This is a genomic window from Asticcacaulis sp. (genome assembly GCF_051954415.1).
Taxonomy (GTDB): domain Bacteria; phylum Pseudomonadota; class Alphaproteobacteria; order Caulobacterales; family Caulobacteraceae; genus Asticcacaulis.
The window spans coordinates 1-24,846 of record NZ_JBQCHT010000034.1 but is presented as its reverse complement, the minus strand read 5'-3'; the positions used below and the strand labels follow the sequence as shown (position 1 = coordinate 24,846).

The 24,846-nt window shown below is 60.9% G+C and carries 25 protein-coding genes; 18 read left to right on the top strand and 7 right to left on the bottom strand.

From position 1 onward, the window contains the following. The first annotated feature begins 51 nt into the window (after positions 1-51). Positions 52-420: a hypothetical protein gene (locus ACTHND_RS11645; protein WP_440178115.1), complete on the top strand. Its 369-nt coding sequence runs from the start codon at positions 52-54 to the stop codon at positions 418-420. 117 nt (positions 421-537) lie between these two features. Beyond that, positions 538-966, top strand: coding sequence for a hypothetical protein (locus ACTHND_RS11640; RefSeq protein WP_440178114.1), 429 nt, complete (start codon positions 538-540; stop codon positions 964-966). Here the strand turns inward: ACTHND_RS11640 and ACTHND_RS11635 are convergent, their stop codons facing one another. Continuing rightward, on the bottom strand, positions 967-1,245 hold the full coding sequence (locus tag ACTHND_RS11635; protein ID WP_440178113.1) for a hypothetical protein: 279 nt from the start codon (positions 1,243-1,245) through the stop codon (positions 967-969). Between the two features lie 263 nt (positions 1,246-1,508). Here ACTHND_RS11635 and ACTHND_RS11630 point away from each other — a divergent pair, with 263 nt between their 5' ends. Both ACTHND_RS11630 and ACTHND_RS11625 read left to right on the top strand, forming a co-directional pair. After that, on the top strand, positions 1,509-3,548 hold the full coding sequence (locus tag ACTHND_RS11630; protein WP_440178112.1) for an OPT family oligopeptide transporter: 2,040 nt from the start codon (positions 1,509-1,511) through the stop codon (positions 3,546-3,548). A 65-nt stretch (positions 3,549-3,613) separates the two neighbouring features. Beyond that, positions 3,614-4,045, top strand: a complete 432-nt coding sequence (locus ACTHND_RS11625) for a RidA family protein (protein ID WP_440178111.1) — start codon at positions 3,614-3,616, stop codon at positions 4,043-4,045. Positions 4,046-4,076: 31 nt separating this feature from the next. On the opposite strand, the gene ACTHND_RS11620 is transcribed toward ACTHND_RS11625, so the two are convergent. Both ACTHND_RS11620 and ACTHND_RS11615 read right to left on the bottom strand, forming a co-directional pair. Continuing rightward, positions 4,077-4,628, bottom strand: a complete 552-nt coding sequence (locus tag ACTHND_RS11620) for an NADPH-dependent FMN reductase (RefSeq protein WP_440178110.1) — start codon at positions 4,626-4,628, stop codon at positions 4,077-4,079. A 63-nt stretch (positions 4,629-4,691) separates the two neighbouring features. After that, positions 4,692-5,849, bottom strand: a complete 1,158-nt coding sequence (locus tag ACTHND_RS11615; protein ID WP_440178109.1) for a DNA topoisomerase IB — start codon at positions 5,847-5,849, stop codon at positions 4,692-4,694. 38 nt (positions 5,850-5,887) lie between these two features. Between ACTHND_RS11615 and ACTHND_RS11610 the strand changes: the two genes are divergently transcribed. The 11 genes from ACTHND_RS11610 to virB11 all read left to right on the top strand — a co-directional run bounded on the left by ACTHND_RS11610 (position 5,888) and on the right by virB11 (position 17,981). Next, a complete protein-coding gene (locus tag ACTHND_RS11610; RefSeq protein WP_440178108.1) occupies positions 5,888-6,787 on the top strand; it encodes a dienelactone hydrolase family protein in 900 nt (299 codons plus the stop codon). An 86-nt stretch (positions 6,788-6,873) separates the two neighbouring features. Then, complete coding sequence (ku, locus tag ACTHND_RS11605) at positions 6,874-7,773, top strand: non-homologous end joining protein Ku (protein WP_440178107.1); 900 nt, start codon at positions 6,874-6,876, stop codon at positions 7,771-7,773. Beyond that, a complete protein-coding gene (ligD, locus tag ACTHND_RS11600) occupies positions 7,774-10,332 on the top strand; it encodes a DNA ligase D (protein WP_440178106.1) in 2,559 nt (852 codons plus the stop codon). 49 nt (positions 10,333-10,381) lie between these two features. Beyond that, a complete protein-coding gene (locus ACTHND_RS11595; RefSeq protein ID WP_440178105.1) occupies positions 10,382-10,603 on the top strand; it encodes a hypothetical protein in 222 nt (73 codons plus the stop codon). 220 nt (positions 10,604-10,823) lie between these two features. Next, positions 10,824-11,126 carry a TrbC/VirB2 family protein gene (locus ACTHND_RS11590; protein WP_090650196.1) on the top strand — a complete coding sequence of 101 codons (303 nt, stop codon included), beginning with the start codon at positions 10,824-10,826 and terminating at the stop codon, positions 11,124-11,126. A 3-nt stretch (positions 11,127-11,129) separates the two neighbouring features. After that, positions 11,130-11,414: a type IV secretion system protein VirB3 gene (locus ACTHND_RS11585; RefSeq protein ID WP_440178104.1), complete on the top strand. Its 285-nt coding sequence runs from the start codon at positions 11,130-11,132 to the stop codon at positions 11,412-11,414. Between the two features lie 8 nt (positions 11,415-11,422). Continuing rightward, on the top strand, positions 11,423-13,852 hold the full coding sequence (locus tag ACTHND_RS11580) for a VirB4 family type IV secretion/conjugal transfer ATPase (RefSeq protein WP_440178103.1): 2,430 nt from the start codon (positions 11,423-11,425) through the stop codon (positions 13,850-13,852). Further along, on the top strand, positions 13,852-15,123 hold the full coding sequence (locus ACTHND_RS11575; RefSeq protein ID WP_440178338.1) for a type IV secretion system protein: 1,272 nt from the start codon (positions 13,852-13,854) through the stop codon (positions 15,121-15,123). The genes ACTHND_RS11580 and ACTHND_RS11575 overlap by 1 nt, the downstream gene beginning before the upstream one ends. Beyond that, entirely contained in the window at positions 15,120-15,902 is a 783-nt protein-coding gene (locus tag ACTHND_RS11570; protein ID WP_440178102.1) for a TrbG/VirB9 family P-type conjugative transfer protein, read from the top strand. Before ACTHND_RS11575 ends, ACTHND_RS11570 begins: the two co-directional genes overlap by 4 nt. Further along, on the top strand, positions 15,902-16,996 hold the full coding sequence (gene virB10, locus ACTHND_RS11565) for a type IV secretion system protein VirB10 (protein WP_440178101.1): 1,095 nt from the start codon (positions 15,902-15,904) through the stop codon (positions 16,994-16,996). Before ACTHND_RS11570 ends, virB10 begins: the two co-directional genes overlap by 1 nt. Positions 16,997-17,006: 10 nt before the next feature. Then, on the top strand, positions 17,007-17,981 hold the full coding sequence (gene virB11, locus ACTHND_RS11560; RefSeq protein ID WP_440178100.1) for a P-type DNA transfer ATPase VirB11: 975 nt from the start codon (positions 17,007-17,009) through the stop codon (positions 17,979-17,981). Here virB11 and ACTHND_RS11555 read toward each other — a convergent pair. Then, positions 17,950-18,816 (bottom strand): CPBP family glutamic-type intramembrane protease, encoded by an 867-nt coding sequence (locus tag ACTHND_RS11555; RefSeq protein ID WP_440178099.1) that lies wholly within the window; start codon positions 18,814-18,816, stop codon positions 17,950-17,952. The genes virB11 and ACTHND_RS11555 overlap by 32 nt on opposite strands. Before the next feature lie 151 nt (positions 18,817-18,967). Here ACTHND_RS11555 and ACTHND_RS11550 point away from each other — a divergent pair, with 151 nt between their 5' ends. Then, a complete protein-coding gene (locus ACTHND_RS11550) occupies positions 18,968-19,906 on the top strand; it encodes an intradiol ring-cleavage dioxygenase (protein WP_440178098.1) in 939 nt (312 codons plus the stop codon). Positions 19,907-20,219: 313 nt separating this feature from the next. Here the strand turns inward: ACTHND_RS11550 and hfaD are convergent, their stop codons facing one another. From hfaD to hfaA, 3 genes are read right to left on the bottom strand one after another with little or no spacing between them, the layout of a single operon-like run. Continuing rightward, positions 20,220-21,485 carry a holdfast anchor protein HfaD gene (gene hfaD, locus ACTHND_RS11545; protein WP_440178097.1) on the bottom strand — a complete coding sequence of 422 codons (1,266 nt, stop codon included), beginning with the start codon at positions 21,483-21,485 and terminating at the stop codon, positions 20,220-20,222. Next, entirely contained in the window at positions 21,391-22,437 is a 1,047-nt protein-coding gene (gene hfaB / locus ACTHND_RS11540) for a holdfast anchoring protein HfaB (RefSeq protein ID WP_440178096.1), read from the bottom strand. The genes hfaD and hfaB overlap by 95 nt, the downstream gene beginning before the upstream one ends. Positions 22,438-22,445: 8 nt before the next feature. Further along, entirely contained in the window at positions 22,446-22,898 is a 453-nt protein-coding gene (gene hfaA / locus ACTHND_RS11535) for a holdfast anchoring protein HfaA (RefSeq protein WP_440178095.1), read from the bottom strand. 245 nt (positions 22,899-23,143) lie between these two features. Between hfaA and ACTHND_RS11530 the strand changes: the two genes are divergently transcribed. Together ACTHND_RS11530 and ACTHND_RS11525 are read left to right on the top strand one after the other, a co-directional pair. Then, positions 23,144-23,839: a rhomboid family intramembrane serine protease gene (locus tag ACTHND_RS11530; protein ID WP_440178094.1), complete on the top strand. Its 696-nt coding sequence runs from the start codon at positions 23,144-23,146 to the stop codon at positions 23,837-23,839. A gap of 93 nt (positions 23,840-23,932) precedes the next feature. Continuing rightward, on the top strand, positions 23,933-24,364 hold the full coding sequence (locus ACTHND_RS11525) for a CBS domain-containing protein (protein WP_090650174.1): 432 nt from the start codon (positions 23,933-23,935) through the stop codon (positions 24,362-24,364). The last annotated feature ends 482 nt before the right edge of the window (positions 24,365-24,846 follow it).

The window sequence follows — 24,846 nt, the reverse complement described above, 5'->3', positions numbered from 1 at the left end:
TGGCGGCCGGTCATTTTCAAGCCTCCCGCCGGATTGCGGGAGGCTTTTTTGATGTTCCGGCGTTTCGTGGTGGGGATGATGCTGGTGGCTGGCAGTGCCCAGGCGCAGACGGCCGTTTCGCCGGCACCTGTCCCGCAGTCATCGAAGCAGGAACTGGAAGAGTTCGCAAAAGGGTGCGCGGCGGTTTATCTGATGGCGGCGGATACGGCCAAAGGCGATGACCTCAGCCAGGCCATGGTGCGCGGCGCCAGCACCGTCGACTATTACCGGCAATCGACGGGGCTGTCGCCGGAGCGGGTCAATCAGGATATAACTGATATGCGCAACAGGCTGACGGAACGCATGGCCCGCAATCCGCAACCCGGCCTCAAAGAACTGCGGGCCAATTGCGATGCGGCCTTTTCTGAAGTGGGCCAGTAGGGCTAGGCGCAATTGTTTTACCGGCGCAAGACACACCCTTGCGGGAATTCCCGATTATGCCTTACCCTGTGCGCGGGCGTGATGCCTTTAAAGGAGCGGGTGAGTCCCGGTGTAAGTATGATGCGTATGATCAGGACCGGATCAGTTGGGTGGCTGGGGCTTGCCCTGCTGAGCGCCAATGCCACGTTGGCGCAGGAGGCACCGGCGGCAGCCCCTGCTGATCCTGCTGCAGATGCGCCCAGTGACGCAGATGTCGCCAATATGGCGCTGGTGTGCGTGGCGACCTATGACCTGGTACTGGCAAAGCAGCCTTCCGGTCCGCTGGCGGATGATGCCGCCGATGCCCGCGATCTGGCGCGGTCCATCTATATTGAAGCCAGCCAGAGCGACGAGGCTACGGCAGACGATGATATCGCGCGGGTCGACAAGGCTTTGGCGGCCGCCATTTCGAGCGGCCAGGGCAATCTCGATGAATATCATTCGACGTGCGACAGCCTGTTGATGGACGACGATCAGGCCAGTGCCGATACGGGCGCGATTTCCTGATTAGTGGGCCGCTTGCGGGGCCAGCCAGACATCGGCGGTCTCGACGACCGGATAGACATTCATGCCCTCGGCGCCCGGCGGAATGACGGCGATCTGATCCGGCGTCGGCAGTTTTTCCAGTTGGCTGGCCACGGCTACGCCGCTGCCGATCAGGGTTGTGGCAAAGAGGGCCAGGCTGACGGTCAGGGCATTTATATAGGCCGGCACACGGGCCGGTTTGCGAGGGGCCGGCGGGTTCCAGTAAATCGAATAGCTGCCGGGGTGGGTTGCGTCCAACATGTTTAATCTCTGTGCCATAGGTCTGTAAGGCTCCGCCTCGCCTTGTCATGAGAGAGATTAACCGTCCGGCTGTAAGAATTCAGTGCGCCCTCGATTTTCGGGATATAGGCGACTGGTCAGGGCCGCGGCTTGCGGTTTCCTTTCATCTTCCGCCCGTGCCCTGACGGTTTCCTTAAGCCGCATTTAGTTGAATCTGTATCTAAAGCTTGTGTTCGCCGCGCTTTTGGGCACTATCGCCAAAAAGCCTGGGACCGGAGAATGCCATGACAACCCCCGCCGCCACACATCCGAAGGAAATCACCGTTCGCGGGATTATCCTCGGTGTGCTGATCACCCTGATCTTTACCGCCGCCCAGGTCTATCTCGGCCTCAAGGTCGGCCTGACCTTCGCCACCTCGATTCCGGCGGCAGTGATCTCCATGGCCCTGCTGCGGTTCGCCAAGACGGCGACCATTCAGGAAAACAATATCGTCCAGACCATTGCCTCGGCGGCGGGTACCCTGGCCTCGGTGATCTTTGTCCTGCCGGGCCTGATCATCATTGGCTGGTGGCAGCACGTACCGTTCTTCATTACCTTCGGCGCCTGCGCCATCGGCGGCGTGCTGGGGGTGATGTACACCATGCCGCTGCGCCGGGCGCTGGTGTCGCAATCGACCCTGCCCTATCCGGAAGGTGTGGCGGCGGCGGAAGTCCTGCGGGTCGGCACCTCATCGCGCGAGGGTGCGGCGGAAGGCTCGGCCGGTCTGTGGGCTGTGCTTCTGGGCTCAATCACCTCGGCGCTTTACGCGGCCGGGGCGGCGTCCAAGTTTCTGGCGGCGGAAATTTCAACCTATTTCAAGGTCGGCAAGACCACGGGTGTGTCCGGCATGGCCGGGTCTTCCTCGCTGGCCCTGGTTGGCGCAGGCCACCTGATGGGCATCACGGTCGGCATCGCCATGTTCTTCGGCCTGTTCCTTGCCTGGGGCGTCGGTGTGCCGGTGCTTTCCACCTATCAGATTGATAGTTTCTGGCCACTGCACCTCGTGGCGGCCCATCCGGATCCGGCGCTTTCGGTGGCGGATTATGCCGAACAGGTGCGGGCGGACCAGATTCGCTTTATCGGTGCCGGCGCCATCGGCATGGCCGCCATCTGGACGATCGGCAAGCTGATCGTGCCGGTGTGGGGCGGTTTGATGTCGGCGCTCGAAGCCGGCCGCGCCCGCAAGGCCGGCACGATGGACCTGCCGCGCTCCGAGCATGACCTGCCGGTGTGGATCGTCGGTCTCGTCATAATGCTCTCCATGGTGCCGGCAGGCTGGCTTTTGTTCGGTTTCCTCTCCGGTGGTCCGCTTACGGATCTGGCCCTGCCGCTGGTGATTGCCGGTGTGCTTTACATCATCGTGGCGGGCCTGCTGGCGGCGGCGGTTTGCGGCTATATGGCCGGGCTGATCGGCTCGTCCAACTCACCGGTCTCCGGCATCGCCATCCTGACCGTGCTGGGCGCCGCCGTCATCATCGGCATGATCGGTTACAAGTTCACCGGCCCGAATGTGGAAACGGCGCTGATCGCCTTTACCCTGATGGTGACCACCGTGGTGCTGGCCGTGGCGGTGATCGGCAACGACAATTTGCAGGACCTCAAGACCGGCCAACTGGTCGACGCCACGCCGTGGAAGCAGCAGGTCGGCCTGATCATCGGCGTGCTGGCCGGCGCCTGCGTCGTGCCGGTGGTGCTGAACCTGCTCAATAATGTCTGGGGTTTTCCCGGCGATCCGAATTTCCACGCCATTGATGTGGCCGGCGGCACGCTCAATGCGCCACAGGCCGTGCTGATCTCGACCCTGGCCAAGGGCGCCATAGGCGGCCATCTGCCGCTGGGCTATCTCGGCATCGGCTGCGTGGTCGGCATCCTGCTGATCGCCATTGATGAAGGTCTGCGCCTGTCGTCCGCCGGCAAGTTCAGCCTGCCCCCGCTCGGCGTCGGCCTGGCCATCTACCTGCCGGCCTCGGTGACGGCGCCGGTCGTGGTCGGCGCGGTGGCCGGCTGGATCTTCGTCAAGCTGATTGCCCGGATGAAAACGAACGACATCGCCGATCGCCTGGGTGTGCTGGTGGCGTCCGGCTTTATCGTCGGCGAGAGCCTGTTCAATGTGGTCTATGCCGGCCTGATCGCCGGCACCAAGAACCCGGATATCATTGCCATGCCGACCCCGACGCCCGAAGCCCTCGGCATGGGGCTGGCGCTGGGCATCGGCCTGGTCATCATAGTCGCCCTCTACATGTGGTCCGCCGGACAGGCGAAGAAGATCGGCGACCGACCTTAGGCCGCGCACGAAAATTTGCACAAAACCCGCTTTTCCCGCTCCTCAAAGATCGCTAAAACCACGTCATGAGCAATGTAGCCGACCGCCCCGTCATCAACCCCATTCCGGCCGATGGCATCACCTATTTTCTGCATCCGCATCCGCGTTCGCCCTTTTCGGAGGCCGTCCAGGTGGGTCAGGTGCTTTATCTGTCCGCCATGATCGGGCTCGATGAAAACGGCAAGCTGGCCGAGGGCTTCGAGAACGAAGTCAAATTCATCATGAGCAATACGGCGGATATCCTGAAGAAATACGGCCTGGGCCTGGAGCATATCTTCAAGGCCACGGTCATGCTGACCGACATCACCAAGTGGGGCGAGTTCAACCGCCTCTACAAGCCCTACTTCCACCCGGCGCAACTGCCGGTGCGCACGGCTTTCGGTGTCACCAACCTGGCCTATGACGCTACGGTCGAGATCGAGTTCTGGGCCCATGTGCCGGTAAGCACCGAGGTTTAAAAAACGCCCGCTGGAAAGCGGGCGTTTTTTTTCAGGCCACGATCTTCTTCACAAACGCTGCATAGCCGTCCATCCAGCCCTGCAGGAATTTTTGCGTACTGTCATTGAAGTCGCCGCTCTCCGTAAAGAAGCCGTCTTTCACCGTCAGATAGATTTCCGGGCCGGAAAAGACCGTGACCCCGACCCCGCCCATGACGGTGCGCAGGTGCGACTGCATGACCGCGGTGCCAATGGCGCCGGGCGTGGCGCCGAACACGCCGCCGGGCTTGTTGCCCCAGCCGTTGTGGTCATTGGGTTTCGAGGCGATATCGATGGCATTTTTCAGCACGCCGGGGACCGAGCGGTTATATTCCGGCGAAACAAACAGAAACGCCTGGGCTGCGGCGATCTGCTGGCGGAATGACGCCACGGCCGACGGCGGTGCGGCTTCGAAATCGGCATTATAAAGCGGTAGGTCGCCGATCTCGACGAATGAAAAAGTCAGACCCGGCGCATTTAGCCGCGTCACGGCCTGGGCCACCTTGCGATTGATCGAATCCTTGCGCAGGCTGCCGACGATAACGGCGACGGAAATATCGGTCATGAGAAGCGCTCCTGTTGTGTGCATCCGTTATGGGGCGCTCCGTGGCTCCGCGTCAAATAGCGATTACGCGAGCCGCTGCTTGAGGAAAGCCAGAACCAGAATCTCCTCCGGCGTCAGTTGTTCATACTGCGCCTGGAGCGTCTTATCGATTTCGCCGGTGATCTGTTCGATCAGGCTGCCGTCGAGATAGGCATCGATAATCTGCGGATGGATATATGACTTGCGGCAGACGGTCGGCGTATTGCCAAGCTTTTTCGCCACATGCTCGATGGCGGCGACCACATTCTTTTTCGCCTGTGCCTGGGTATCGTATACGGCATAGTCCTGCAGCGCCATGGCGGCCAGAACCGTGCCGGTCCAGGTACGGAAATCCTTGGCGGTGAAAGCCTCGCCGGTGATCGATTTGAGGTAGGCGTTGACGTCGCCGGAGGTGACATCGCGCACCACGCCGCCGTCATCGATATATTTGAACAGTTCCTGACCGTCGATATCGGCGCAGGCGCGCACCACGCGGGCAATGCGGCGATCCGTCAGTTTCAGGTTCCATGCCTTGCCGGACTTGCCGGTGAACTGAAAGCGAATGGTATGGCCGCTGACATCGACATGCTGATGGCGCAGGGTGGTCAGGCCGTAGGACTTGTTATGTTTGGCATACTCGCCGTTGCCGACGCGGATCAGGGTCTTTTCGAGCAGGGTCACGACCGTGGCCAGCACGTTGTCGCGCGTCAGGCCGCGCTGCGCCATATGCTCGGCCGTGACGGCGCGGAGCTTCGGCAGGAACTCGCCGAAGGCCAGGATATGGCTGAATTTCGAGCTGTCCCTGATAGATCGCCAGTCGGGATGGTAACGGTACTGTTTGCGCCCCCTGGCATCGAGGCCGGTCGCCTGGATATGACCATTGGCATGGGGGCAGATCCAGACCTTCGTATAGGCCGGGGGAATGGCCAGCTTGCGGATGCGGGCGATGACCGCCTCATCGCGGATGCGCTCGCCCCTAGTATCGAAGAAATGGAACTGCTTGCCGTAGCGCTTGCGGGTAAAACCGGGCTTGCTGTCGCTGACATAGCGCAGGCCCTGCGCACGGGCCTGGGCTTCGCAGTCGGTAAAATCGATATCGAGGAGGGCGGCGGTTTTCATGTCCATACGCTGCCGCGAGGCGCCAGCGGAAAGCGATGGGAAGATGCGCGGAATTTTATAGGCGGGGCGTAAATCCCGTGGCATGGTATCGCCCGGCCCGGGGCAATATCACAGGAGCCACCATGACCAAATCCGATATGCCGCAGGCGAGCGATTTCAGGCCGGAAGTCCTGAAACTGTTCGATAAGTATGTGCATGGCCTGATCGACCGGCGCACCTTCCTCAATCGCAGTGCCCGCTATACGGCAGGCGCCGCCGGGGCGGCGGCGACGCTTACGGCCCTGTCGCCTGACTTCGCCCGCGCCCAGCAGGTCAAACCGGATGATGCGCGCATCAAGACCGAATGGGTCGAAATTGATTCCCCCAACGGTTACGGCACGATCAAAGCCTATGTGGCAAGACCGGTTAAGGCGGATAAGCCTCTGCCGGTGGTGCTGGTGGTGCATGAAAACCGCGGCCTTAACCCGCATATCGAGGATATCGCCCGCCGTCTGGCGCTCGATAACTTTATCGCCATTGCGCCCGATGCCCTGACGCCGCTGGGCGGCTATCCGGGCGACGAGGACAAGGCGCGCGAAGCCTTCGCCAGGCTCGATCAGGCGAAGACGCGCGAGGATTTCGTTGCGGCGGCCGGATATGCCCTGAAGGTCGACGGCGGCAATGGCGCGCTGGGCGCGGTTGGCTTCTGCTACGGCGGCGGCATTGCCAACCTGCTGGCCACCCGCATCCCGGAACTGAAATCGGCAGTGCCGTTTTATGGCGCGCCGCCGCCGCTGGAGGCCGCGCCTGATATCAAGGCCGAACTGCTGCTGCACTTTGCCGGTAATGACGACCGGGTCAATGCGCAATGGCCGGCCTACGAGGCGGCGCTCAAGGCGGCCGCTATCCGCTACCATGCCTTTGTTTATGATGGTGTCGAGCACGGTTTCAACAACGACACCACGCCGCGCTACAATGCCGAGGCGGCCAAGCTGGCCTGGACGCGGACGCTGGACCTTTTCAACCGCACGCTCAGGGCCTAACGGCAATTTTATGGGCGTTCCCGGCTTTCCTCCTGCGATTCTTACCTGCGTAAGGATAGGTTGGGCGGACACAAAGGAGCGTTCTCATGGCCCTGCGTCCCTACTGGAGCGGCACAATCCGCCTGTCGCTGGTCTCCCTGCCGGTCAATATGTACCTGGCGGTCAATCGCCAGCGCACCATCGCCTTTCATGAAATCTACAAGCCGACCGGCGAGCGCGTCCATCATGCCCTAATGGCCGGCGACAAGCAGGTTGATCGTGATGACCTGGTGAAGGGCTATGAGGTCGAAAAGGGCGAATATGTCCTGATCGAGCCGGAGGAGATCAAGGAACTGAAAATTCCCTCCAGCAAGGTGCTGGATATCGCCGAATTTGTCGGTATCGACGAGATCGACGACGTCTATATCGAGACGCCTTATTTCATTGCGCCCGATGGCAAGGGGAATGACCTGACCTTTGCGGTGATCCGCGATGCCCTGCGCGCGGCGAAGAAGGTGGCGGTGGGGCAACTGGCGATCGGCGGCCGCGAACGCCTTTGTCGCATCCGGCCCTTCGGCAGCGGCATGGTGCTGGAGACCCTGCGTTATGAAGAGGAACTGCGCGAGGAAGACCCGTATTTCGACGAGATCCGCGACCGCAAGCCAGACAGCGAGGAGGTCGAACTGGCGCAGGAACTGATTAAGCGCAAGACCAGGCGTTTCGATGCCGGCCAGTTCCATGACCATTACCGCGAGGCGCTTCAGGAACTGATCAATGCCCGCATCGAGCACCGCGAACCGCGCGAAGTGATGGAAGACAAGCCGACCGCCAAGGTGATCAATCTGATGGATGCGTTGCGGCAGTCCCTGCGCGAGAAGGATGGCGACGAACCGGCTGTTGGCAAAGAGAAGCCGGCCCGTAAAGCGCCGGTCAGGTCACGCACGCGCAAGGCCACGCCGCCGAAATCGGACAAGCCGAAAAAGACGCCAACCCGAAAGGCGGGGTAGATGCCTGACAATCTCGAAAAATATCGCCAGAAGCGCGATTTCAAGATCACCGCCGAGCCGGAAGGCATCGTCAGGAAAAAAGCCGGCCATCGCTACCTGATCCAGAAACATGCCGCGACCCGGCTGCATTATGATTTCCGGCTCGAACTCGATGGCACATTGAAATCCTGGGCGGTGACGAAAGGACCGAGCCTCGATCCGGCCGATAAGCGCCTGGCGGTCGAGGTCGAGGATCATCCGGTCGATTATGGCCGCTTCGAGGGCACGATCCCGAAAGGCCAGTATGGCGGCGGCACGGTGATGCTATGGGATGAGGGGACATGGGAGCCCATTGGCGATCCCCACGAAGGGCTCAAAAAGGGCGATTTCAAATTCCGTCTCAATGGCAAACGTCTCAAGGGCGAATGGGTGCTGGTTCGGATGAAGCCGCGCCCGCAGGATAAGGGCCGCAATAACTGGCTGCTGATCAAGCATCATGATGAGCATGTGGTTGAAGATGACGATGACCATATCCTGACCGACAATATGACCAGCATCGCCAGCGGGCGGACGATGGAGGAAATCGCCGAGTGCGGCGGCAGGGTGTGGAAATCCAGCCACGCAGAAAAGACCACGCCGACGAAAAAAGCATCCAAAGCGCCGGCGCTCAAATTTATCGAACCCGAACTGGCCACTCTGGCCGACGCCATCCCGACGGGTAAGGACTGGCTGCACGAGGTCAAGTTCGATGGCTACCGCACCTTTGCCTATATCGAAGGCAATAGCGTGCGGATGCTGACGCGAAAGGGGCTGGACTGGACGCCGAAATTCCAGGCCCTGGCCGACCGTCTGGCGGACTTAAGCGTCAAATCCGCCATTATCGACGGCGAGGTTGTGGCGCTGAATACTGAGGGGCGGTCGAGTTTCACCGAACTGAAGAACGCCCTGTCCGCAGGCAAAAGCGCCGACCTGCAATATTATGTCTTCGACCTGCTCTATCTCGATGGCGAGGATTTGCGCGGCCTGCATTTGTTAGAACGCAAGGCGCGCCTGGCCGAATTGCTGAAAGGCAAGGATTTCGATGGCCGCATCAATTTCAGCGAGCATTTTTTTGAGGCGGACAAGGGATTCCTCAACAGGATCTGCGACATGGAAATGGAGGGGCTGATCTGCAAGCGCGCCGATGCCCCCTATGTCAGCGGCCGGGCGAAATCGTGGCTCAAGGTCAAGTGCCATAAGCGCCAGGAATTCGTCGTCGGCGGCTTTTCCGAACCGACCCATGCCGAGCGCGGCATCGGCGCCATCCTGCTGGGCTATTATGAAGAAGAAAAGTTCGTCTATGCCGGCAAGTGCGGCACGGGTTTCGACCGGGACACCTCGGTCGCCCTGCGCAAGGCACTCGACAAACTGGAAGTGGTCAAAAGTCCGTATGATGACAAGCTGCCCGCCGATGCCAGGCGGGGCGCGCATTATGTGACGCCGCAACTGGTCTGCGAGGTCGAATTTACCGAATGGACCGATGATGGCCGTCTGCGCCATCCCTCATTCCAGGGATTGCGCGAAGACAAACCGGCGCAAGAGGTGGGGCGCGACCGGGCATTGCATGTTACAAAGAAAAGCATGGAAGCCGATCCGCCGCCCGCACCGAAGACGAAATCCAAATCAGCAGATGCCGAGGTGGCGGGCATTCGCATTTCGCATCCGGATCGGGTGATCTTTCCGGCCCTGGGCGTCACCAAGCGGCAACTGGCGGAATATTATGACAGCATCGCCGAGCGCATGCTGCCCTATATCATCAACCGGCCGATCTCGATGCTGCGCTGCCCGGAGGGCCTTTCCGATACCTGTTTTTTTCAGCGTCACATTCCGCGTCCTGGTGGCAAGGGTGAGATGAAGCACATCTACGATACCGGCGTGAAGGTGAAGGGCCGCGACGAGGACTATATCATGATCAGGGACCGCGCCGGCCTGATCACCATGATCCAGTGGGGCGTCATCGAAATCCACCCGTGGGGCGCCATGGCGGATGCGCCGGACAAGCCCAACCAGATCATTTTCGACCTCGATCCCGACCCCGAAACGCCCTGGGAAAATGTTATCGAAGGCGTGCGGGAGGTGAAGACGCGGCTGGATGAATTCCGCCTCAAATCCTTCCTGAAGACCACCGGTGGTAAGGGATTGCATGTGGTGGTGCCCCTGACGCCGAAACACACCTGGGCCACGGTCAAGCCCTTCACCCGCGCCATTGCGCAATCCATGGCGCATGATCATCCCGACCGATATATCGCCACGGCCAGTAAGGCGGCACGCAAGGGCAAGATCTTTGTCGATTACCTGCGCAATGACCTGACCGCCACCGCCGTGGCGCCATATTCGGTCAGGGCGCGCGAAGGCGCCGGCGTGGCGACGCCGCTGTTCTGGGACGAACTGTCGGTAAAGCTCAAGCCGTCCGATTACAATATCGGCACCATAACCGAACGCCTGGCGCAGGTGAAAAGCGATCCGTGGGCGGATTTCCTGACGACCGAACAGACGATCAGTGAGGATATCCTGGCGGCGCTGAAGATCGACATCACTTGATCTTGGCGGGAGAGGTTGTTAAGCGGAGGCATTCAATGGAGACTGCCCTGTGACCACCGCCGAAGCCCTCGAAAAAATCTATGACTCGCTCGCCAATGACAATCTCGAACTCGACGCCGCGATCAGGGATCTGAAAGCCGCTCTGGCGGCCGAGGGGCTGAAGGAGGCCGTGGTGGAACCGACCCGTCTGGCGCAGAACAACCGTCAGGGGCGCAAGCTGATGCAGTCCTATTTCAAGAAAAAAGGCGTTACGGTTACTTTTGCCGCGTGATTTTGTCCGCATGGACATGGCCGCGCCATGCTAACGGCGCTATTATGATATGTGCTTCCCCATATGCCGGCGGAAACGCACGCTATAGTCATACAAAACCTTGATTCCAATGCAATCCTGGGCAAGAGTGACGCCCGTCTGGTGACTTTGGCGGCGTTTTCGGCGCGTGACAGGCGAATTTGCCGGGGCAGCGATAAAGGGTCGATAAGGGTAGGTGTCCATGAAATATCTTTCGCATACATTGATGGCCGTTTCGGCATCTCTGATGGCGTTCGCCACCCAGGCGCACGCCCAGATGGTGCCCCAGGGTTCCTCGCCGATCTCCAACGCGCTTGACTGGATTCAGGGCACGCTGATGGGCAAGGTGGCGACCACCGTGGCCGTCATCGCCGTGGCCGCTGTCGGCTTCATGATGCTGACCGGACGGATGAACTGGCGTTTCGGCGCCACGGTCATTGTCGGCTGCTTCATCCTGTTCGGCGCCGCCACGATCGTCGGCGGCATCCAGGCGGTGGCGAACTGATAGATGTCTGATCTGATCAAGTCTCCGGTGTTCAAGGCGCTGACCCAGCCGCAGATGTTCGCGGGCGTCACCTACAGCTATTTCATCATCAATGCGGTGGTGACGACCGAAGCCTTCCTGATCACGCGCTCCTTCTGGGCGTTTGCGGTCGCTTTGGGCGTCCATGCCGTCGGCTACCTGGCCTGCCTGCGTGAGCCGCGCATCTTCGATCTGTGGCTGACAAAGGTGTCGCGCTGCCCGCGTGTCCGGAACTACCGGTTCTGGCGTTGTAATTCCTACCATCCGTAAAGAACAGTATGGCTGACGGTCCAAAGACTTTGAGTGGTTTCGGCAGTTGGTTCGCCAGGGAACAGCGCGTCGGCGATCGTTTGCCTTATGATCGTCTGCTCGATGACCGGACCATCGTGCTGCGCGATGGCTCGCTGATGCAGTCGCTTTATCTCGAAGGGTTCGCCTTCGAGACGGCCGATACCGATGAGGTCAACCACCGCCAGATCATTCGCGCCGCCGCCCTGCGCGCGATCGGCTCGTCGCGGTTCGTGCTCTATCATCATATCATCCGCCGGCGGGTCAGTGTCGGGCTGCAATCGAGCTTCGATGACCCGGTCTGCAACCTGATCCAGCAGAAGTGGCAGGACCGGCTGTCCAGCCGGCAGTTGTTTGTCAACGACCTGTTCATCACCATTGTCAGGCGCAATCCCAAGGGCAAGGTTGGCTTCGCCGAGAGCGTGGCCAATCTGTTCGGCCGTGGCATGGGCGAAAACAGCCAGGCCGCCGGTCTGGCGCGCGACCACAAGGAATTGCAGGCGGCGACTGAAGCGCTTCAGGCGGCCTTGCAGGCTTATGGACCTCGTGTGCTCGGCGGCTATGAAACGGCCAATGGTCGCTGTTCGGAGCCGCTGGAACTGCTGTCGGCGCTGTATAATGGCGAGATGCGCCCGGTGCTGCGTCCGGCCAGCGATCTGGGGCAATATGTCCCTTATCGTCGTGTCAGTTTCGGTCTGGAAGCGCTGGAACAGTCGAGCCTTGGCGACGGCAAGGATTTTTCGGCCATCCTGTCGCTGAAGGACTATCCGCCGCACGCCACGCCCGGCATGTGCGACGCCATATTGCGGCTGCCGTTCGAGATGACCCTGACCGAGAGCTTCGCCTTCGTCGATCGCCAGATCGGGCTTGAGCGCATCAATCTGGCCCTGCGCCGGATGCGGGCCGCCGACGAGGAAGCGATGTCGCTGCGCCAGGGGCTGATGTCGGCCAAGGACGATCTCGCCACCGGCTCGATGGGGCTGGGCGAGCACCATATGAGCGTGCTGGTTCGGGCCAAATCGCTGAACGCGCTCGATCCGGCGGTGGCACAGACCCTGGCGGCCCTGGCCGATCTGGGCGCCGTGGCCGTGCGTGAGGATATCAATCTCGAAGCCGCCTTCTGGGCGCAGTTTCCCGGCAACGAGCCCTATATCGCCCGCAAGGCGCTGATCTCGACGGCGGCCTATGCGTCTTTTGCGTCTCTGCACGGTTTCCCGATCGGCCAGCCGGAAGGCAATCACTGGGGACAGGCGGTCAGCGTCTTCGAGACTTCTTCGGGTACACCCTACTATTTCAATTTCCACAAGGCTGATCTCGGCAACTTCACTGTTATCGGGCCATCGGGTTCCGGCAAGACGGTGGTGCTGAATTTCCTGGCGGCACAGGCGCAGAAGTTCAAGCCGCGCACCGTATTGTTCGACAAGGACCGCGGTGCGGAAATCTTCATCCGCGCCATTGGCGGGCATTACGCCACCTTGCGGCCCGGCGAGCCGACCGGCTTCAATCCGCTGCAACTGCCGGATAATCCCGGCAATCGCGCCTTCCTGCGTTCGCTGATCGCGCAACTGCTGCATCGCCCGGACCAGCCGCTTAATTCGGAAGAAGAGGCGATTATTTCGGAAGCGGTTGACGCCAATTTCGAGCAGGAACCGCAATACCGCCGGCTGCGCTTCTTCCGCGAACTGCTGGGCGGCGTCCTTCGGCCAACCCATGGCGATCTGGCGGCAAGATTAAATCCCTGGGTTGGCGAAGGTGAACATGCGTGGCTGTTCGACAATGCTGAGGATGAGCTGGACATGGAGGCTCGCACCCTGGGCTTCGACATGACCCTGCTGCTCAATGACCCGACCCTGCGCACGCCCTGCATGATGTACCTGTTCCAGCGCGTGGAAGAGCGTCTGGACGGGACGCCGACGATCATTATCATTGATGAAGGCTGGAAGGCGCTCGACGATGAAGTGTTCGCCGCCGCCATCCGCAACTGGATGAAGACCCTGCGCAAGCGCAACGCCATCCTGGGTTTCGGCACACAATCGGCGCGTGATGCGCTGGACAGCCGGATTTCATCGGCCATCATCGAGCAGGCGGCGACGCAGATTTTCATGCCTAACCCCCGCGCACAGGCTGAAGACTATTGCGACGGCTTCGGCCTGACTCAGCACGAACTCGACTTGATCCGCGCTTTGCCGCCGCACGCTCGCGCCTTCCTGGTCAAGCACGGCAACCATTCAGTAGTGGCGCGGCTTGATCTGTCATCCATGCCCGATATCCTGACTGTATTGTCGGGCCGTGAAGCCAGTGTGCGTCATCTCGATGACTTACGCATCCAGTATGGTGATGCTCCGGAAGCCTGGTGGCAGCCTCTGACCGGCACAGCGTGGCCCGAAGATACTGCGCCGAAAAAGAAGGGACGGGCGTGATGCAGATCGGTTATTGCCCCGCCATCTCGCTGGTCGGCGAAACCTCGGTGTCGGGGTCGCTCTATGCCATGGACTGCCACATCAATGCGGCGGTGGAGACGGGCTATAACCGTTTGTTCGGACCGGGCGGGGCCTTCGGCTATGCCCTGACCGCCATGCTGATCATCTATGTCGGCCTGATCGCCTACGGTTTCCTGACCGGACGGACGCGCCTCACCGTGGTGATGATGAGCCCGCGCATCATGACCATGGTGCTGGTCCTGACCTTCGTGTCGTTCTGGCCGGCCTACCATGCCGTTTTTTACGGCCTGATGATGGGGGGGCCGGACGAGGTGGCGGCGGCGCTGCTCGGTCAGCGTGGCAGCGCCGTGATGAACTTCGCCCAGAGCCTCGATAATTTGTTCGTCCATTTTGCCGATATCGCCAAGCGGCTCGATCCGGCCTATGGCAGCGCTGCCCGCAATATCGGCAATGTGGCGACGACCTCGGCGCAACCCGTGCTGATCCTGCCGCATTCCATGCCGGTGACCCTGTTCTGGTTGTCGGGCCTGTGCCTGCTGGTCTCGACGCTCGGCGTTCTGATCCTGACCCGGCTGGTGCTGTACCTGCTGCTGATCCTGGGGCCGATCTTCATCATCTTTGCTTTGTTTCCGCAGACGCGGGGCCTGTTCAATGGCTGGCTGCGGACAACCCTCGTTTTTGCCCTGGCACCTCTGCTGACGGTACTGGGTGGTACGGCGGCGCTCATGCTGTTCGTGCCGCTGATCGAGGCCATTGGCAATGATCCGATCGCCGCGGTGACCTCGGTGCAGCCCATGGTCATCCTGTTCATGGGATCGGTGATCTATTGCGCCTTCCTCTTTACCCTGATGTGGGTCGCGGCCTCGCTGGTGCGTGACTGGCAGGCGGCGATCCGTGAAAAGCCGGCGGGTGATCTGCCGATGACGGCCGTGACCGCGCAAAGCACCCAGGCGGCAATCTGGCAATCGGCTAACCCGGCCTCGCGTGGCGGGATGGTGATGCCGACCGGTGATGCCTATGCCCGTACCGACCCGATGGTGACGGCGATCAGCCGCAGTGCCGATGTGGCAGCAGGCGTGGCCGGTGGGACGGTCAGCCGCTCCGAGATGCTCGGTCTTTACGATCCGCAGGCGCGCCAGGGCTCGGCCGACCGCTTCAGCCGCGTGCAGGGGCTGGGTCAGCGTTTTCGCAATCCGGCCACCACGCCCAACCTGACGACTCCCACCGTCCCCAAAGGGACTGAGCGATGATGAAAAAAGCATTCCTTTTGATGATAATGGCGGCGCTGCCCGTACAGGTCCTGGCGCAAAGCTATGAGCCGGACAGCCGTCTGCGCACGATCGACTACGATCCGGCGGCCGTGGTCAGGCTGGAAGGCTGCCAGAATTTCCAGACCATGATCACGCTCGCTTCCGATGAGCACGTTGAGAATGTCGGGGTTGGCGATTCCGCCGCCTGGCAGGTGACGCCCAACAAGCGCGGCAACCTGATCTTCGTCAAGGCCATCGCGCCGAAGGGCTACACCAATATGTCGGTGGTCAGCGACAAGCGCAGCTACAGTTTTGAGCTGCGCACCGCCTCGGAATCGGACTGCGCGCATGGCCGCATCACCTACGAACTGCGTTTCCGCTACCCGCCGGCCCAGAGCAGCGGCACGCCGGTCAATCCGGCCTCGCCGCCGGACCCCAATGCCTTCCTGCCGGTGCCGGAAAAGCGTAATGCCGCTTACACTTTCAGCGGTTCGGCCGACCTGGTACCGATCCGGGTGTTCGATGACGGCATCTCGACCTATATGAAATGGGCCACGGGCGTGACGGCGCCGGCGGTTTATGCCCTGAATTCTGACAATACCGAGAGCATTGTCAACTATGCCTCGCGGGGTGATTATTTCGTCGTCGAGCAGGTGGCGCCGGCCTTTGTCCTGCGCCGTGGCGAATTGAAGACGGTGCTTTATAACGACACCTATGCCGTGCAGGGGCTGGACAGCCTGTCGCCCAAGCCGCGCGGCAAGAACGGGAGTGCGAAATAATGCCGGAAAGCAAAAATGCTGGCTCGCGCTTGCCGCCGGGCAATGACCCCCGGCTGAAGATCGATGCCGACGAACTCGATGCCGCCAATGTCCAGGCCATGCCGCAGGTGGCGAAGGCGTCGGGCATGGGCGATGGCGTCGGTCTGGCGCTGGGCGTTATCGGTGTGCTGGCATTGGGCGCCCTGACCTGGGCCGGCCTGTCCGACCAGAAGCCGCGGCCTCAGCCGGCCCCGCTGCCACAGGCTACGCGGCCCGCGCCGCAGCCTTCCGTGCTGCCGCCGATCGATCCCTCGGTTAATCCGGTGGAGACGCCTGAGCCGCAGTCCCTGCTGGTGCAGCCGCCGGTTCAGGTGGCGCAGCCTCAGGCACCGGCACCGGTTGTCGATGGCGGCGCGCGCGCGCCGGCCCTGATTATCGACAACAGTGTGCCCGCCTCCCAGCAGGCGGCGCAACAGCAGGCGGCCGCGGCGGCGGCGGCCAAGCCCGCCAACACCAATGATGCCTTCCTTGCCGCCCAAACGGCCAATGTATCGCAGAAGGCGTGGAAGATCGGCGATCCCTCGCGCGTGGTGCCGCAGGGCGCGGTCATTCCGGCGGTGCTGGAAACGGCGATCAACTCCGACTTGCCGGGCTATACGCGCGCCATCGTTTCGCGCGATATCCGCAGTTTCGACGGCACGAATATCCTGATCCCGCGCGGTTCGCGCCTCATCGGGCAATATAAGTCCGGCCTGACCAGCGGCGAAACGCGCGCCTTCATTATCTGGGATCGTCTGATCCGCCCGGACGGCCTGTCGGTGCAACTGGCCTCGCCGGCGACCGATGATCTCGGCCAGGCGGGTGCCACGGGCAAGGTCGATACCCACTTTGCCAAGCGCTTCGGCTCGTCCATGCTTTTGTCGATCGTCAATGGCCTTTCCACCATAGCCAGCGGGAAAAGCTCGTCTACCATCGTCATCGGCACCTCCAGCGATGCCTCCGGCGTGATCGGCGAGGCGCTGAGTAACGACATCAAGATCCCGCCGACGATCAAGGTGCCGCAGGGCGCACCGATCCAGGTCTTCGCCGCCCGCGATCTCGATTTCAATCAATAGGACAATGCCCGTGGCCGAAGACAGCGTGGTGGCACTGGATGGCGTATACTTACGCACCTATCTGCGGCCGTTCCTGCCCTTTCTCGAACGCGATGATGTCACTGAAATCCTGGTCAACCAGCCGGGTGAAATCTGGATCGAGGCATCCGGCCAGCCGCATATGCAGCGGATTGAAAATCCGGAGATCGACGACCTGCTTCTGAGCCGCCTGGCGGCGCAGATCGCCCGCGTGGCGCACCAGGGCATCAACCGCGAAAATCCCCTGCTGGCGGCGTCATTGCCGACCGGCGAGCGGGTGCAGCTTGTCGGTCCGCCGGCGGCGAAGCACTGGGCCCTGGCCATCCGCCGCCACCGCATGGTCGACCTGTCGCTCGATGCCTATGATCGCGGCCCGATCCCCGATACCGGCCACAAGGGCAAACGCGACGATCTCGCTTTTGCCCGCAAGGAGCCGGTCAAATTCCTGAAGGAGGCGGTGCAGGCGCGCAAGACCATTCTGATCTCCGGCGGCACGTCTTCCGGCAAGACGACCTTCCTCAACGCCCTGCTGAAGACCATTCCGGCGAATGAGCGCATCATCCTGGTCGAGGACACGCCGGAAATCGCCGACAACCACGCCAATTCCCTGCGGCTGGTAGCGGTGAAAGGCGAGATGGGCGAGGCGCGCGTGACGATCAACGACCTGTTGCAGGCCAGTCTTCGCCTGCGGCCGGACCGGATCATCGTTGGTGAAATCCGCGGTGAGGAGGCGGTGACCTTCCTGCGCGCCATCAATACCGGCCACCCCGGTTCCTTCACCACGGTTCACGCCAACACGCCGAAGGGGGCGCTGGAGCAGATCGCGCTGATGGTCATGCAGTCGGGCACGCAACTGACGCGCGCCGAGACGCTGTCCTATGCCGCGTCGCTGGTCGATGTGGTGGTGCAATTGTCCCGTACCGGCGGCGAGCGCATTATTTCGGATATTGAGCTGCCGAACCGATAAACCGTCCGTCCTTCAGGACCAAAAGAGCCAGCACCGCCATGATGGCGATGCCGAAGACGGTGTCCCACCACATCAGGCCGGGCGTATTTTGCGTGATGATCGCCGGTGTGCCTTTGAAAACATCATTGGCGGACACGACGATAATGGCGCCGAACAGGTTGTTGGCAAAATGCAGTCCCCAGCCGAAGGCCAGGCCGCCCGTGCGAATGGCGATCAGTGACAGAACAAAGCCCAGCACCGTGGCGTTCGCCGCCTGAGGTAGGCCGTTCGGGATGTGCAGCGAACCGAATGCGACGGCGGCGATGGCGGCGGCGACCATCGGGCGTTTTGTCGCCAACAGCAGGCTTTGCGTCAGGTAGCCGCGAAAGATGAATTCCTCGGCGAAGGTCTGTATGGCCAGGCAGACAATGGTGGTCAGGATGATGGCGGGGTTGAGCGTATCGATCGTGCCGGTAAAGCCCTTCGGCGCCAGCGCCCAGTCGATGGCGGTCGAGAGAATCAGAACCACCAGCCAGACCAGCGCGCCGTTTTGCACCAGCCGCCAGTCCCAGTTGCCGCACAGGTCTTTGAAGGTTTTGCGGTGGAGCAGGAAGGCCGCCAGTGTGAAGCCGGCGATCAGGCCGGCGAAGATCACGCCCTGCAAGGCGAAGAACATGATCGGGTGATCACCGGCCCCTTCAGCCTGCAACTGATCCGTCGTGATCAGGTGCGTCAGTATGAGCGGCAGGAGTATGGCGACCACCAGGATCAGCCATATGATCAAGGCGAGCGGCCAGGCGACAATATAGCGCCAGAGGCTGTTTTTACCGCGCGAAGCAATGTCGAGATAGGTCATAAAGGTAAGGGAAGGCCGGTCAGGCGCATTTGTCAACCTGGCAATGTGTCGGCCTCGAAAAACAGTGTTTTTCTCGTAATAAAGCTTCGATCTTTTTGCCGCATTGCCCCGGTAAGTCTGTGGACTTCATCAATGACTCCGGGGAGTTACCATGCCTGACCATCACATCCATGAACCGGCTCACAAGGAAGAGGGCAGCCTCGAAGACCTGATCCTGTCCGCCCTGCCGTCGCGTCGAAAAGCCCTGTGGTTCCTGGGCGCATCCGCTCTTTCCACCAGCGCCCTGGCAGCCTGCGGCGGTGGTTCCGGCGGTACAACTATCAGCACCTCCAGCACAGCCTCCAGTTCGTCATCTTCAACTTCAAGCGCCGCTTCCGGCAGTTCCGGCAGTTCTTACTCGTCATCCTCGTCTTCATCGTCGGCCAGCGGTGAATGCACCCTGGCGGCCACGGAAACCAACGGCCCCTATCCGGCGGACGGCACCAATTCGGTGAGCGGCGCAATCGCCAATGTGCTGACGGAGAGTGGCGTGGTGCGCAGCGACATCACAACCAGCTTCGGCAGCTATTCCGGTACGGCGGCCGGCGTGCCCCTGACCCTGACCATTACGGTGGAAGACTACAGCCTGGGCTGTGCGCCGCTGGAAGGCTATGCCGTCTATATATGGCATTGCGATCGCTCCGGCCTCTATTCGCTCTATTCTTCCGGTGTCACGGCGCAGAATTACCTGCGCGGTGTCCAGGTGACCGACGCCAATGGCCAGGTCACTTTCACCACGATTTTCCCGGCCTGCTACAGCGGACGAATGCCGCACATCCATGTCGAGGTCTATACCAGCCTGTCGACCGCCACGACCGCCAATAACAGCGTAAAGATCACCCAACTGACCTTTGATCGCTCGACCTGCGAGACGGTCTACAACAATGCCAGCGGTTACAGCGCCAGCGTCAGTAATCTGACGGCCATCAGTTTCGCGTCGGATAATGTCTTCAGTGATGACACCTCGGCACAACTGGCGGCCGCGACGGTCAGCCTCACGGGCGATTACAGCAGCGGCTTTACCGGCACGGTGTCGGTGGCGGTGCCGTGAGAGGTGGGATTGGATCTAATACTCTCCTCCAGGACGTGGAGGCATCGCATGTTGAGATTTTCCCCCCCTCTCCCTGCGCAGCGGGGAGAGGACGGGAAGCAAGCCGCTTCCGCGGCGCAGGTGACCGGGTGAGGGGCTCCTAATCCGTTCATGCGGCCACGGCCCCTCACCCGATCGACTTCGCAAGCTCGTCTCTCGTCCTCTCCCCATGTTCATGGGGAGAGGGGGAAAGCGATATGCGTTTAGAGGAGGGTATAAACACTAAGCGCGCCATCGGCTGATGGCGCGCTTTTCATTTCAGATGATCGTTGAATCAGTTCCCGACGTAATAGGACGCGCTGTTGCCCACCGCGCGGGCGGTCGAAACAATGGTGCGGCCCTTGGCGATCGTGGCGGTCGCCGTGGCGTTGACATCGGAATTGTTGATCTGGGTATTGTCGACGCCCATGTCGGCCTTGCATTCCGCGCAGGCATAGCCGATGGCCGAGTTGCCCGTGGCATCGGCGGTGACATAGCCGTCCCAGCCCGTGGTGCCGTCAAATGAGGCCAGCACATCGACGCCGCCGGAAGACAACTGATTGTTGTCGATGCGGACATACTTGTCGTTATTGCCGGCCGCCATGCTGTTGCCTATGCCGGTGGCGGTGGCATAGGCCGCGCCATACTGGTCGGCCTCGATCACTGCCTGGGACTGGACGGCGCCCGCCTGGGTCTGGGTGTTGGTGATAACCATCGAGCCGCCGGCATTCTGGATATTGACATCATTGCCCGTAGCCGCGGCATTGGCCTGCATGTTCCAGACATTGCCGGCATAGACCTCAGCGCGCGCCTGGGTCATGGCTGACTGCGTCTGCGTGATGTCATGTTCCTGCGAGCCGCGGTCATCGCTGTAGGCGCCGTAATAGTTGTTGGTCGCGGTGGCGTTATAGGCGTTGGGCGAGGGCGAGTAATGCACGGTCGCCGAGGTGTTGGAGTGGGCGGCGGTGGTCGATGACTGCACCGAGGTCGAATCGAGGCGGCCATTGGTGACCTGATAGGCCGTGTGGTTGACCACGGTCGTGGCGTCGCCTTCGCCGCTGACATATATGGCGTTGTTCGGCGCCTGGACATCCGTGGTGGCGATGACCTGATCGGCGGTTGATTGCTGGTTTGTGCTGGCGGTCAGGTGACCGCCTGTGGTCACGCCCGCCGCATAGTTGGCGATGGCCTGGCTGGTGCCGTAGACTGGTGTGCCGAGCGAGGTATCCTCATCGCCAGTATTGACGCCGTTGATGTGGGTCTCGGCCGTTATCCGTCCCTTGTTGAACTGGAACGAATAGAGCGTGGCGTCGTAATCGACATTGCCGACCTGCAGATTGTTGCCGGCCGCCGAGGTGTCGGCCTCGGTCAGGCCGTCATTCTGCTCGACGTTCAGGGTCTGGACGGCGCTGATCGGATTGTTCTGCGTCTGATCGCTGGTGATCTGGCCGTCGGGGATTTCCTGACTAGTAGCGGCTGTCGCCGTCAGCAGACACAGGATGACGAGGCTCGCCGGCGGCAACGTTCTGCCAGCGGTTAGGATCGGCGCGCGTACCGGCATTGTTGGTCTCCAGGTTGTCGTAGGCCGGGGTCAGGCCACCCGTGGCGCCCAGCGTGTCATTGTAGAGAAAGTCGTTTTGCGGATCGAGGCAGACCTCGGGGCCCGGCGCGCCATAGAGATTGGCCATGAATTCCAGCGTGGCGCGTTCGATCATGGCGCGGACCGCCAGTTGCATCGGCTCCAGCGCACCCTGGCCGCCCGAGATATCGAAGATATTGCCGTTCAGCACGTCGAATACGCCGGCCTTCACTTCCTTGCCGACGATCTGCTTCTGGTAGGAGATCACATCGACCACCTCCAGGGTGCGGGTATCTACGAGGCGCAGGTCCAGCGCCACGTTCATCACCAGGGTGCGGCCATAGGCCATGCCCTTGAGGCCGGTGTCCTTGGTGTCGCCGGCATAGGCATCCACGCCCGACGAGCGGATATTGTTGTTCAGTTCGGTGATGCCGCCGACGATGAAGAAGTCGGAGCCAGCGACCTGACCGGCCATGATCTTGCGGTAATCGGCCGGACGGGTCGGGTTGGCGACCGCGTCATCGGTGATCAGCTTGTTGTTGGCGTATTTCAGTTCCAGTTCGCCGACCGAGGTATCGAAGCGCTCGACCTGGCGGGCGCCGGCCTTGGCAAGCGCCGTCATCGCCATCAGGGAGGCGCCCTGGGTGATTTCTCGGCCGCCGTCCAGAGAGGCGCGACCGGTGTAATCTGAAATGCGGCCGACGGCGAGACGCGGCGAGGCCAGGCGGTGCGAACGGGCGTAGGAACCCAGGCAGACCAGGGCATCCGAATAGGCCGTCGGGTTGGCGGTGACCGGCGCCTTGCCGATCGGGTTTTTGTAATTGCCGGAAGCGTTGACGCTCGGCGTGGTCATGCAGCCGGTGAGGGCGACGCTGAGGGCGGCCAGGCTGGCGATCGTTGCGACCAGCTTTTTGCCGGTTTTCGTGTGTGTCATGTGAGCCATTAGAATTGCAGATCCCCAGTGATGTCCGTGCCCTTCGCGCCCGTGGCCGTTGAGCCGTTGGCATTGGCGGTGACATTGCCGTTGTTGGTTTGGTTATTGTGTACGATGACTGTGTTGTAGCTGCCGTTGACCACGACCGAGAGGCTGTTGCCGATCGCCGTCGCTCCGCCGAGCGCACCGGCACCGGAATAGGCATCGCCCGCGCCGAGTGTCTTTGAATAGGCATAGACGCTGTTGTCGGTGCCGGTGACGATCATACCGTCGACCAGGACGCGGTTGCCATTGGCGTCGCGGGTCGAGGGATCGACCGCCGTTTGCATCTGGTGCAGGCTGAGGCCATAGCCCGCCTGGAATGAGGCCGAACTGGTGCTCATGCTCTGGGCCTGAGCCGCGCCTGAAAGAGCGGCGGCACCCAGCGCGCTGGTTATGAGCAGGGTCTTCAGTATAGTCATTCGTGCGCTCCGGGCCTGAGGCGATATCGCCGCAGACGCAGCCATGGCCAGCAATTCGGATGCCACTTTGGGAGGGAACCCTAAAAATTAGGTGTATTTTTTCCGGAATTGACGCATTAAATTCAATTTTATGGGTTTTTTGGTGCCGGGCTGATCGCCGCACCCCTGTCAAAAGGGGAAAAGCAGGGTCATATATAACCAAAATGAACCGTTTTCATTGCGTATTAGCCGAGAAGTCCCGAAATATGACAGACGACGCCGAACGGCCTGACCTGGCGCCCCGCAAGGAGCCCGCCTTTAACGCGCCGCTGATGGCCGTGGTTTTGCCCTTGCTGATTATCGGCTGCTATGCCCTGCAGATTTCCAACGGGCCTGATGTCAATGCGTTGCTGGTCGCCAGTTTTGGTCTGACGCCTCTTTTGCTGCGGCAGGGCAATTTCGAACTGCTGTTTACGCATATCTTCCTTCATGGGAGTTGGACGCATGTGCTTTTCAATGCGGCGGCCTGCCTGATCTTCGCTACGCCGGTCATTCGCGCCTTCGGCAAGGGCATTGGCGCCACTCTGTCCTTCTTTGCCTTTTTCTTTCTATGCGGGATGGCGGCGGGGCTTGGCTTCTGCCTGCTCAACCTGTCTTCGAGCGTTCCGGTCGTCGGCGCTTCGGGCGCCATCTATGGCCTGATCGGCGCGTCCAGCCGCATCGCCGGGCAACGCGGCATTTCAGGCGGCATTGTGCCGCTGACCAATTCGCGCGTGCTCAGTTCCGGTGCCGTGTGGATAGGCATCAACCTGGCCACGGCCCTGCTGCCATTTCTGCCCGGCGGACAGGGCGTGGTCATTGCCTGGCAGGCGCATGTCGCCGGCTATCTGTTCGGTGTGCTGGTGATCGGCCACTGGCTCAAGGCGTTTCATCCTCACTTCTTCACGAGAAATTTGAATTGATTTTCCACAGGGTGAGCGCACCCTCAGTCTCCCTTTAACGCGAACGCCACAAGGCGTCTAAATGCCAGTTATCATCCGGGGAGGGTGGTTTTCATGCTCATAAACCAGTTGCTGAGTACAAAAGGCCGCGAAGTCTTTACGGTCACGCCTGATGACAGCCTCGCCTCGGTCGCGGCGCTCCTTTATACCCGCAAGGTCGGCGCCTTTGTCGTGCTGGATCGCTCGGATCGGGTTGTCGGCATTGTGTCTGAGCGCGATATCATCCGCGCCATCGCCACGTCGGGCGGTCAGTCCCTGGGCCAGCCGGTCAGCAATATCATGACGCGCGAAGTCTTTTCGGCCGACCCAGGCGAAACCATAGATGCGCTGCTGGGCCATATGACCGACCGTCGCATTCGCCATCTGCCGGTCATGGAGGGCGAGCGGCTTGTTGGTATCGTTTCGATTGGTGACCTGGTCAAGGCCAAGATCGCGGCGACAGAATATGAGGCCCAGACCTTGAAAGCCTATATTACAGCCGGTTAGGGCGTCGTTTTTCATCTGCGTATAGAAGTGTGGTTTTGACGGCCGCTTTCGCAAGGTGTGGAAAAGACTCACTTTGTACGCATTAGGGGGTTGCGACTCCGAGATCGTATCTGTAGATACCGCGCCTCGCTGTTACGGTCCTTTACAGATTGCGACGAAGGCGGAATTGGCCAGTTTAGTTGATTCATTTTGGGTTTGTAAAAATTCAATTAACGCTTGATGCCAATTTGAAATGGAGTTAGAACAGCGCTTCTTCTAAGTCTCGCATGTCTGACAGGGATTGTTCTTCGGAATTGTCCATTGGGGATGCGTTTTCTCTGCTTCTGATGGGGCCGGAAACGGTGCTGTTGAAAAAGAGAAAATCTCGGTTGACACGGAGCGAACACTTCCTTTAGAAGCGCCGCTCCTGCTGAGGGAGCTTTCGGGTTTCCGAGGTGTTTCTGGTTTGGTTTTTGTTTTTAAAACATTTTAAAAATAAGGGC

What these genes read in the sequence shown, in the direction of transcription:
- ACTHND_RS11645 (WP_440178115.1), top strand. Translation starts at nt 52, where the DNA reads ATGTTCCGGCGTTTCGTGGTGGGGATGATGCTGGTGGCTGGCAGTGCC.
- ACTHND_RS11640 (WP_440178114.1), top strand. Translation starts at nt 538, where the DNA reads ATGATGCGTATGATCAGGACCGGATCAGTTGGGTGGCTGGGGCTTGCC.
- ACTHND_RS11635 (WP_440178113.1), bottom strand. Translation starts at nt 1,245, where the DNA reads ATGTTGGACGCAACCCACCCCGGCAGCTATTCGATTTACTGGAACCCG.
- ACTHND_RS11630 (WP_440178112.1), top strand. Translation starts at nt 1,509, where the DNA reads ATGACAACCCCCGCCGCCACACATCCGAAGGAAATCACCGTTCGCGGG.
- ACTHND_RS11625 (WP_440178111.1), top strand. Translation starts at nt 3,614, where the DNA reads ATGAGCAATGTAGCCGACCGCCCCGTCATCAACCCCATTCCGGCCGAT.
- ACTHND_RS11620 (WP_440178110.1), bottom strand. Translation starts at nt 4,628, where the DNA reads ATGACCGATATTTCCGTCGCCGTTATCGTCGGCAGCCTGCGCAAGGAT.
- ACTHND_RS11615 (WP_440178109.1), bottom strand. Translation starts at nt 5,849, where the DNA reads ATGCCACGGGATTTACGCCCCGCCTATAAAATTCCGCGCATCTTCCCA.
- ACTHND_RS11610 (WP_440178108.1), top strand. Translation starts at nt 5,888, where the DNA reads ATGACCAAATCCGATATGCCGCAGGCGAGCGATTTCAGGCCGGAAGTC.
- ku (WP_440178107.1), top strand. Translation starts at nt 6,874, where the DNA reads ATGGCCCTGCGTCCCTACTGGAGCGGCACAATCCGCCTGTCGCTGGTC.
- ligD (WP_440178106.1), top strand. Translation starts at nt 7,774, where the DNA reads ATGCCTGACAATCTCGAAAAATATCGCCAGAAGCGCGATTTCAAGATC.
- ACTHND_RS11590 (WP_090650196.1), top strand. Translation starts at nt 10,824, where the DNA reads ATGAAATATCTTTCGCATACATTGATGGCCGTTTCGGCATCTCTGATG.
- ACTHND_RS11585 (WP_440178104.1), top strand. Translation starts at nt 11,130, where the DNA reads ATGTCTGATCTGATCAAGTCTCCGGTGTTCAAGGCGCTGACCCAGCCG.
- ACTHND_RS11580 (WP_440178103.1), top strand. Translation starts at nt 11,423, where the DNA reads ATGGCTGACGGTCCAAAGACTTTGAGTGGTTTCGGCAGTTGGTTCGCC.
- ACTHND_RS11575 (WP_440178338.1), top strand. Translation starts at nt 13,852, where the DNA reads ATGCAGATCGGTTATTGCCCCGCCATCTCGCTGGTCGGCGAAACCTCG.
- ACTHND_RS11570 (WP_440178102.1), top strand. Translation starts at nt 15,120, where the DNA reads ATGATGAAAAAAGCATTCCTTTTGATGATAATGGCGGCGCTGCCCGTA.
- virB10 (WP_440178101.1), top strand. Translation starts at nt 15,902, where the DNA reads ATGCCGGAAAGCAAAAATGCTGGCTCGCGCTTGCCGCCGGGCAATGAC.
- ACTHND_RS11555 (WP_440178099.1), bottom strand. Translation starts at nt 18,816, where the DNA reads ATGACCTATCTCGACATTGCTTCGCGCGGTAAAAACAGCCTCTGGCGC.
- ACTHND_RS11550 (WP_440178098.1), top strand. Translation starts at nt 18,968, where the DNA reads ATGCCTGACCATCACATCCATGAACCGGCTCACAAGGAAGAGGGCAGC.
- hfaD (WP_440178097.1), bottom strand. Translation starts at nt 21,485, where the DNA reads ATGCCGGTACGCGCGCCGATCCTAACCGCTGGCAGAACGTTGCCGCCG.
- hfaB (WP_440178096.1), bottom strand. Translation starts at nt 22,437, where the DNA reads ATGACACACACGAAAACCGGCAAAAAGCTGGTCGCAACGATCGCCAGC.
- hfaA (WP_440178095.1), bottom strand. Translation starts at nt 22,898, where the DNA reads ATGACTATACTGAAGACCCTGCTCATAACCAGCGCGCTGGGTGCCGCC.
- ACTHND_RS11530 (WP_440178094.1), top strand. Translation starts at nt 23,144, where the DNA reads ATGACAGACGACGCCGAACGGCCTGACCTGGCGCCCCGCAAGGAGCCC.
- ACTHND_RS11525 (WP_090650174.1), top strand. Translation starts at nt 23,933, where the DNA reads ATGCTCATAAACCAGTTGCTGAGTACAAAAGGCCGCGAAGTCTTTACG.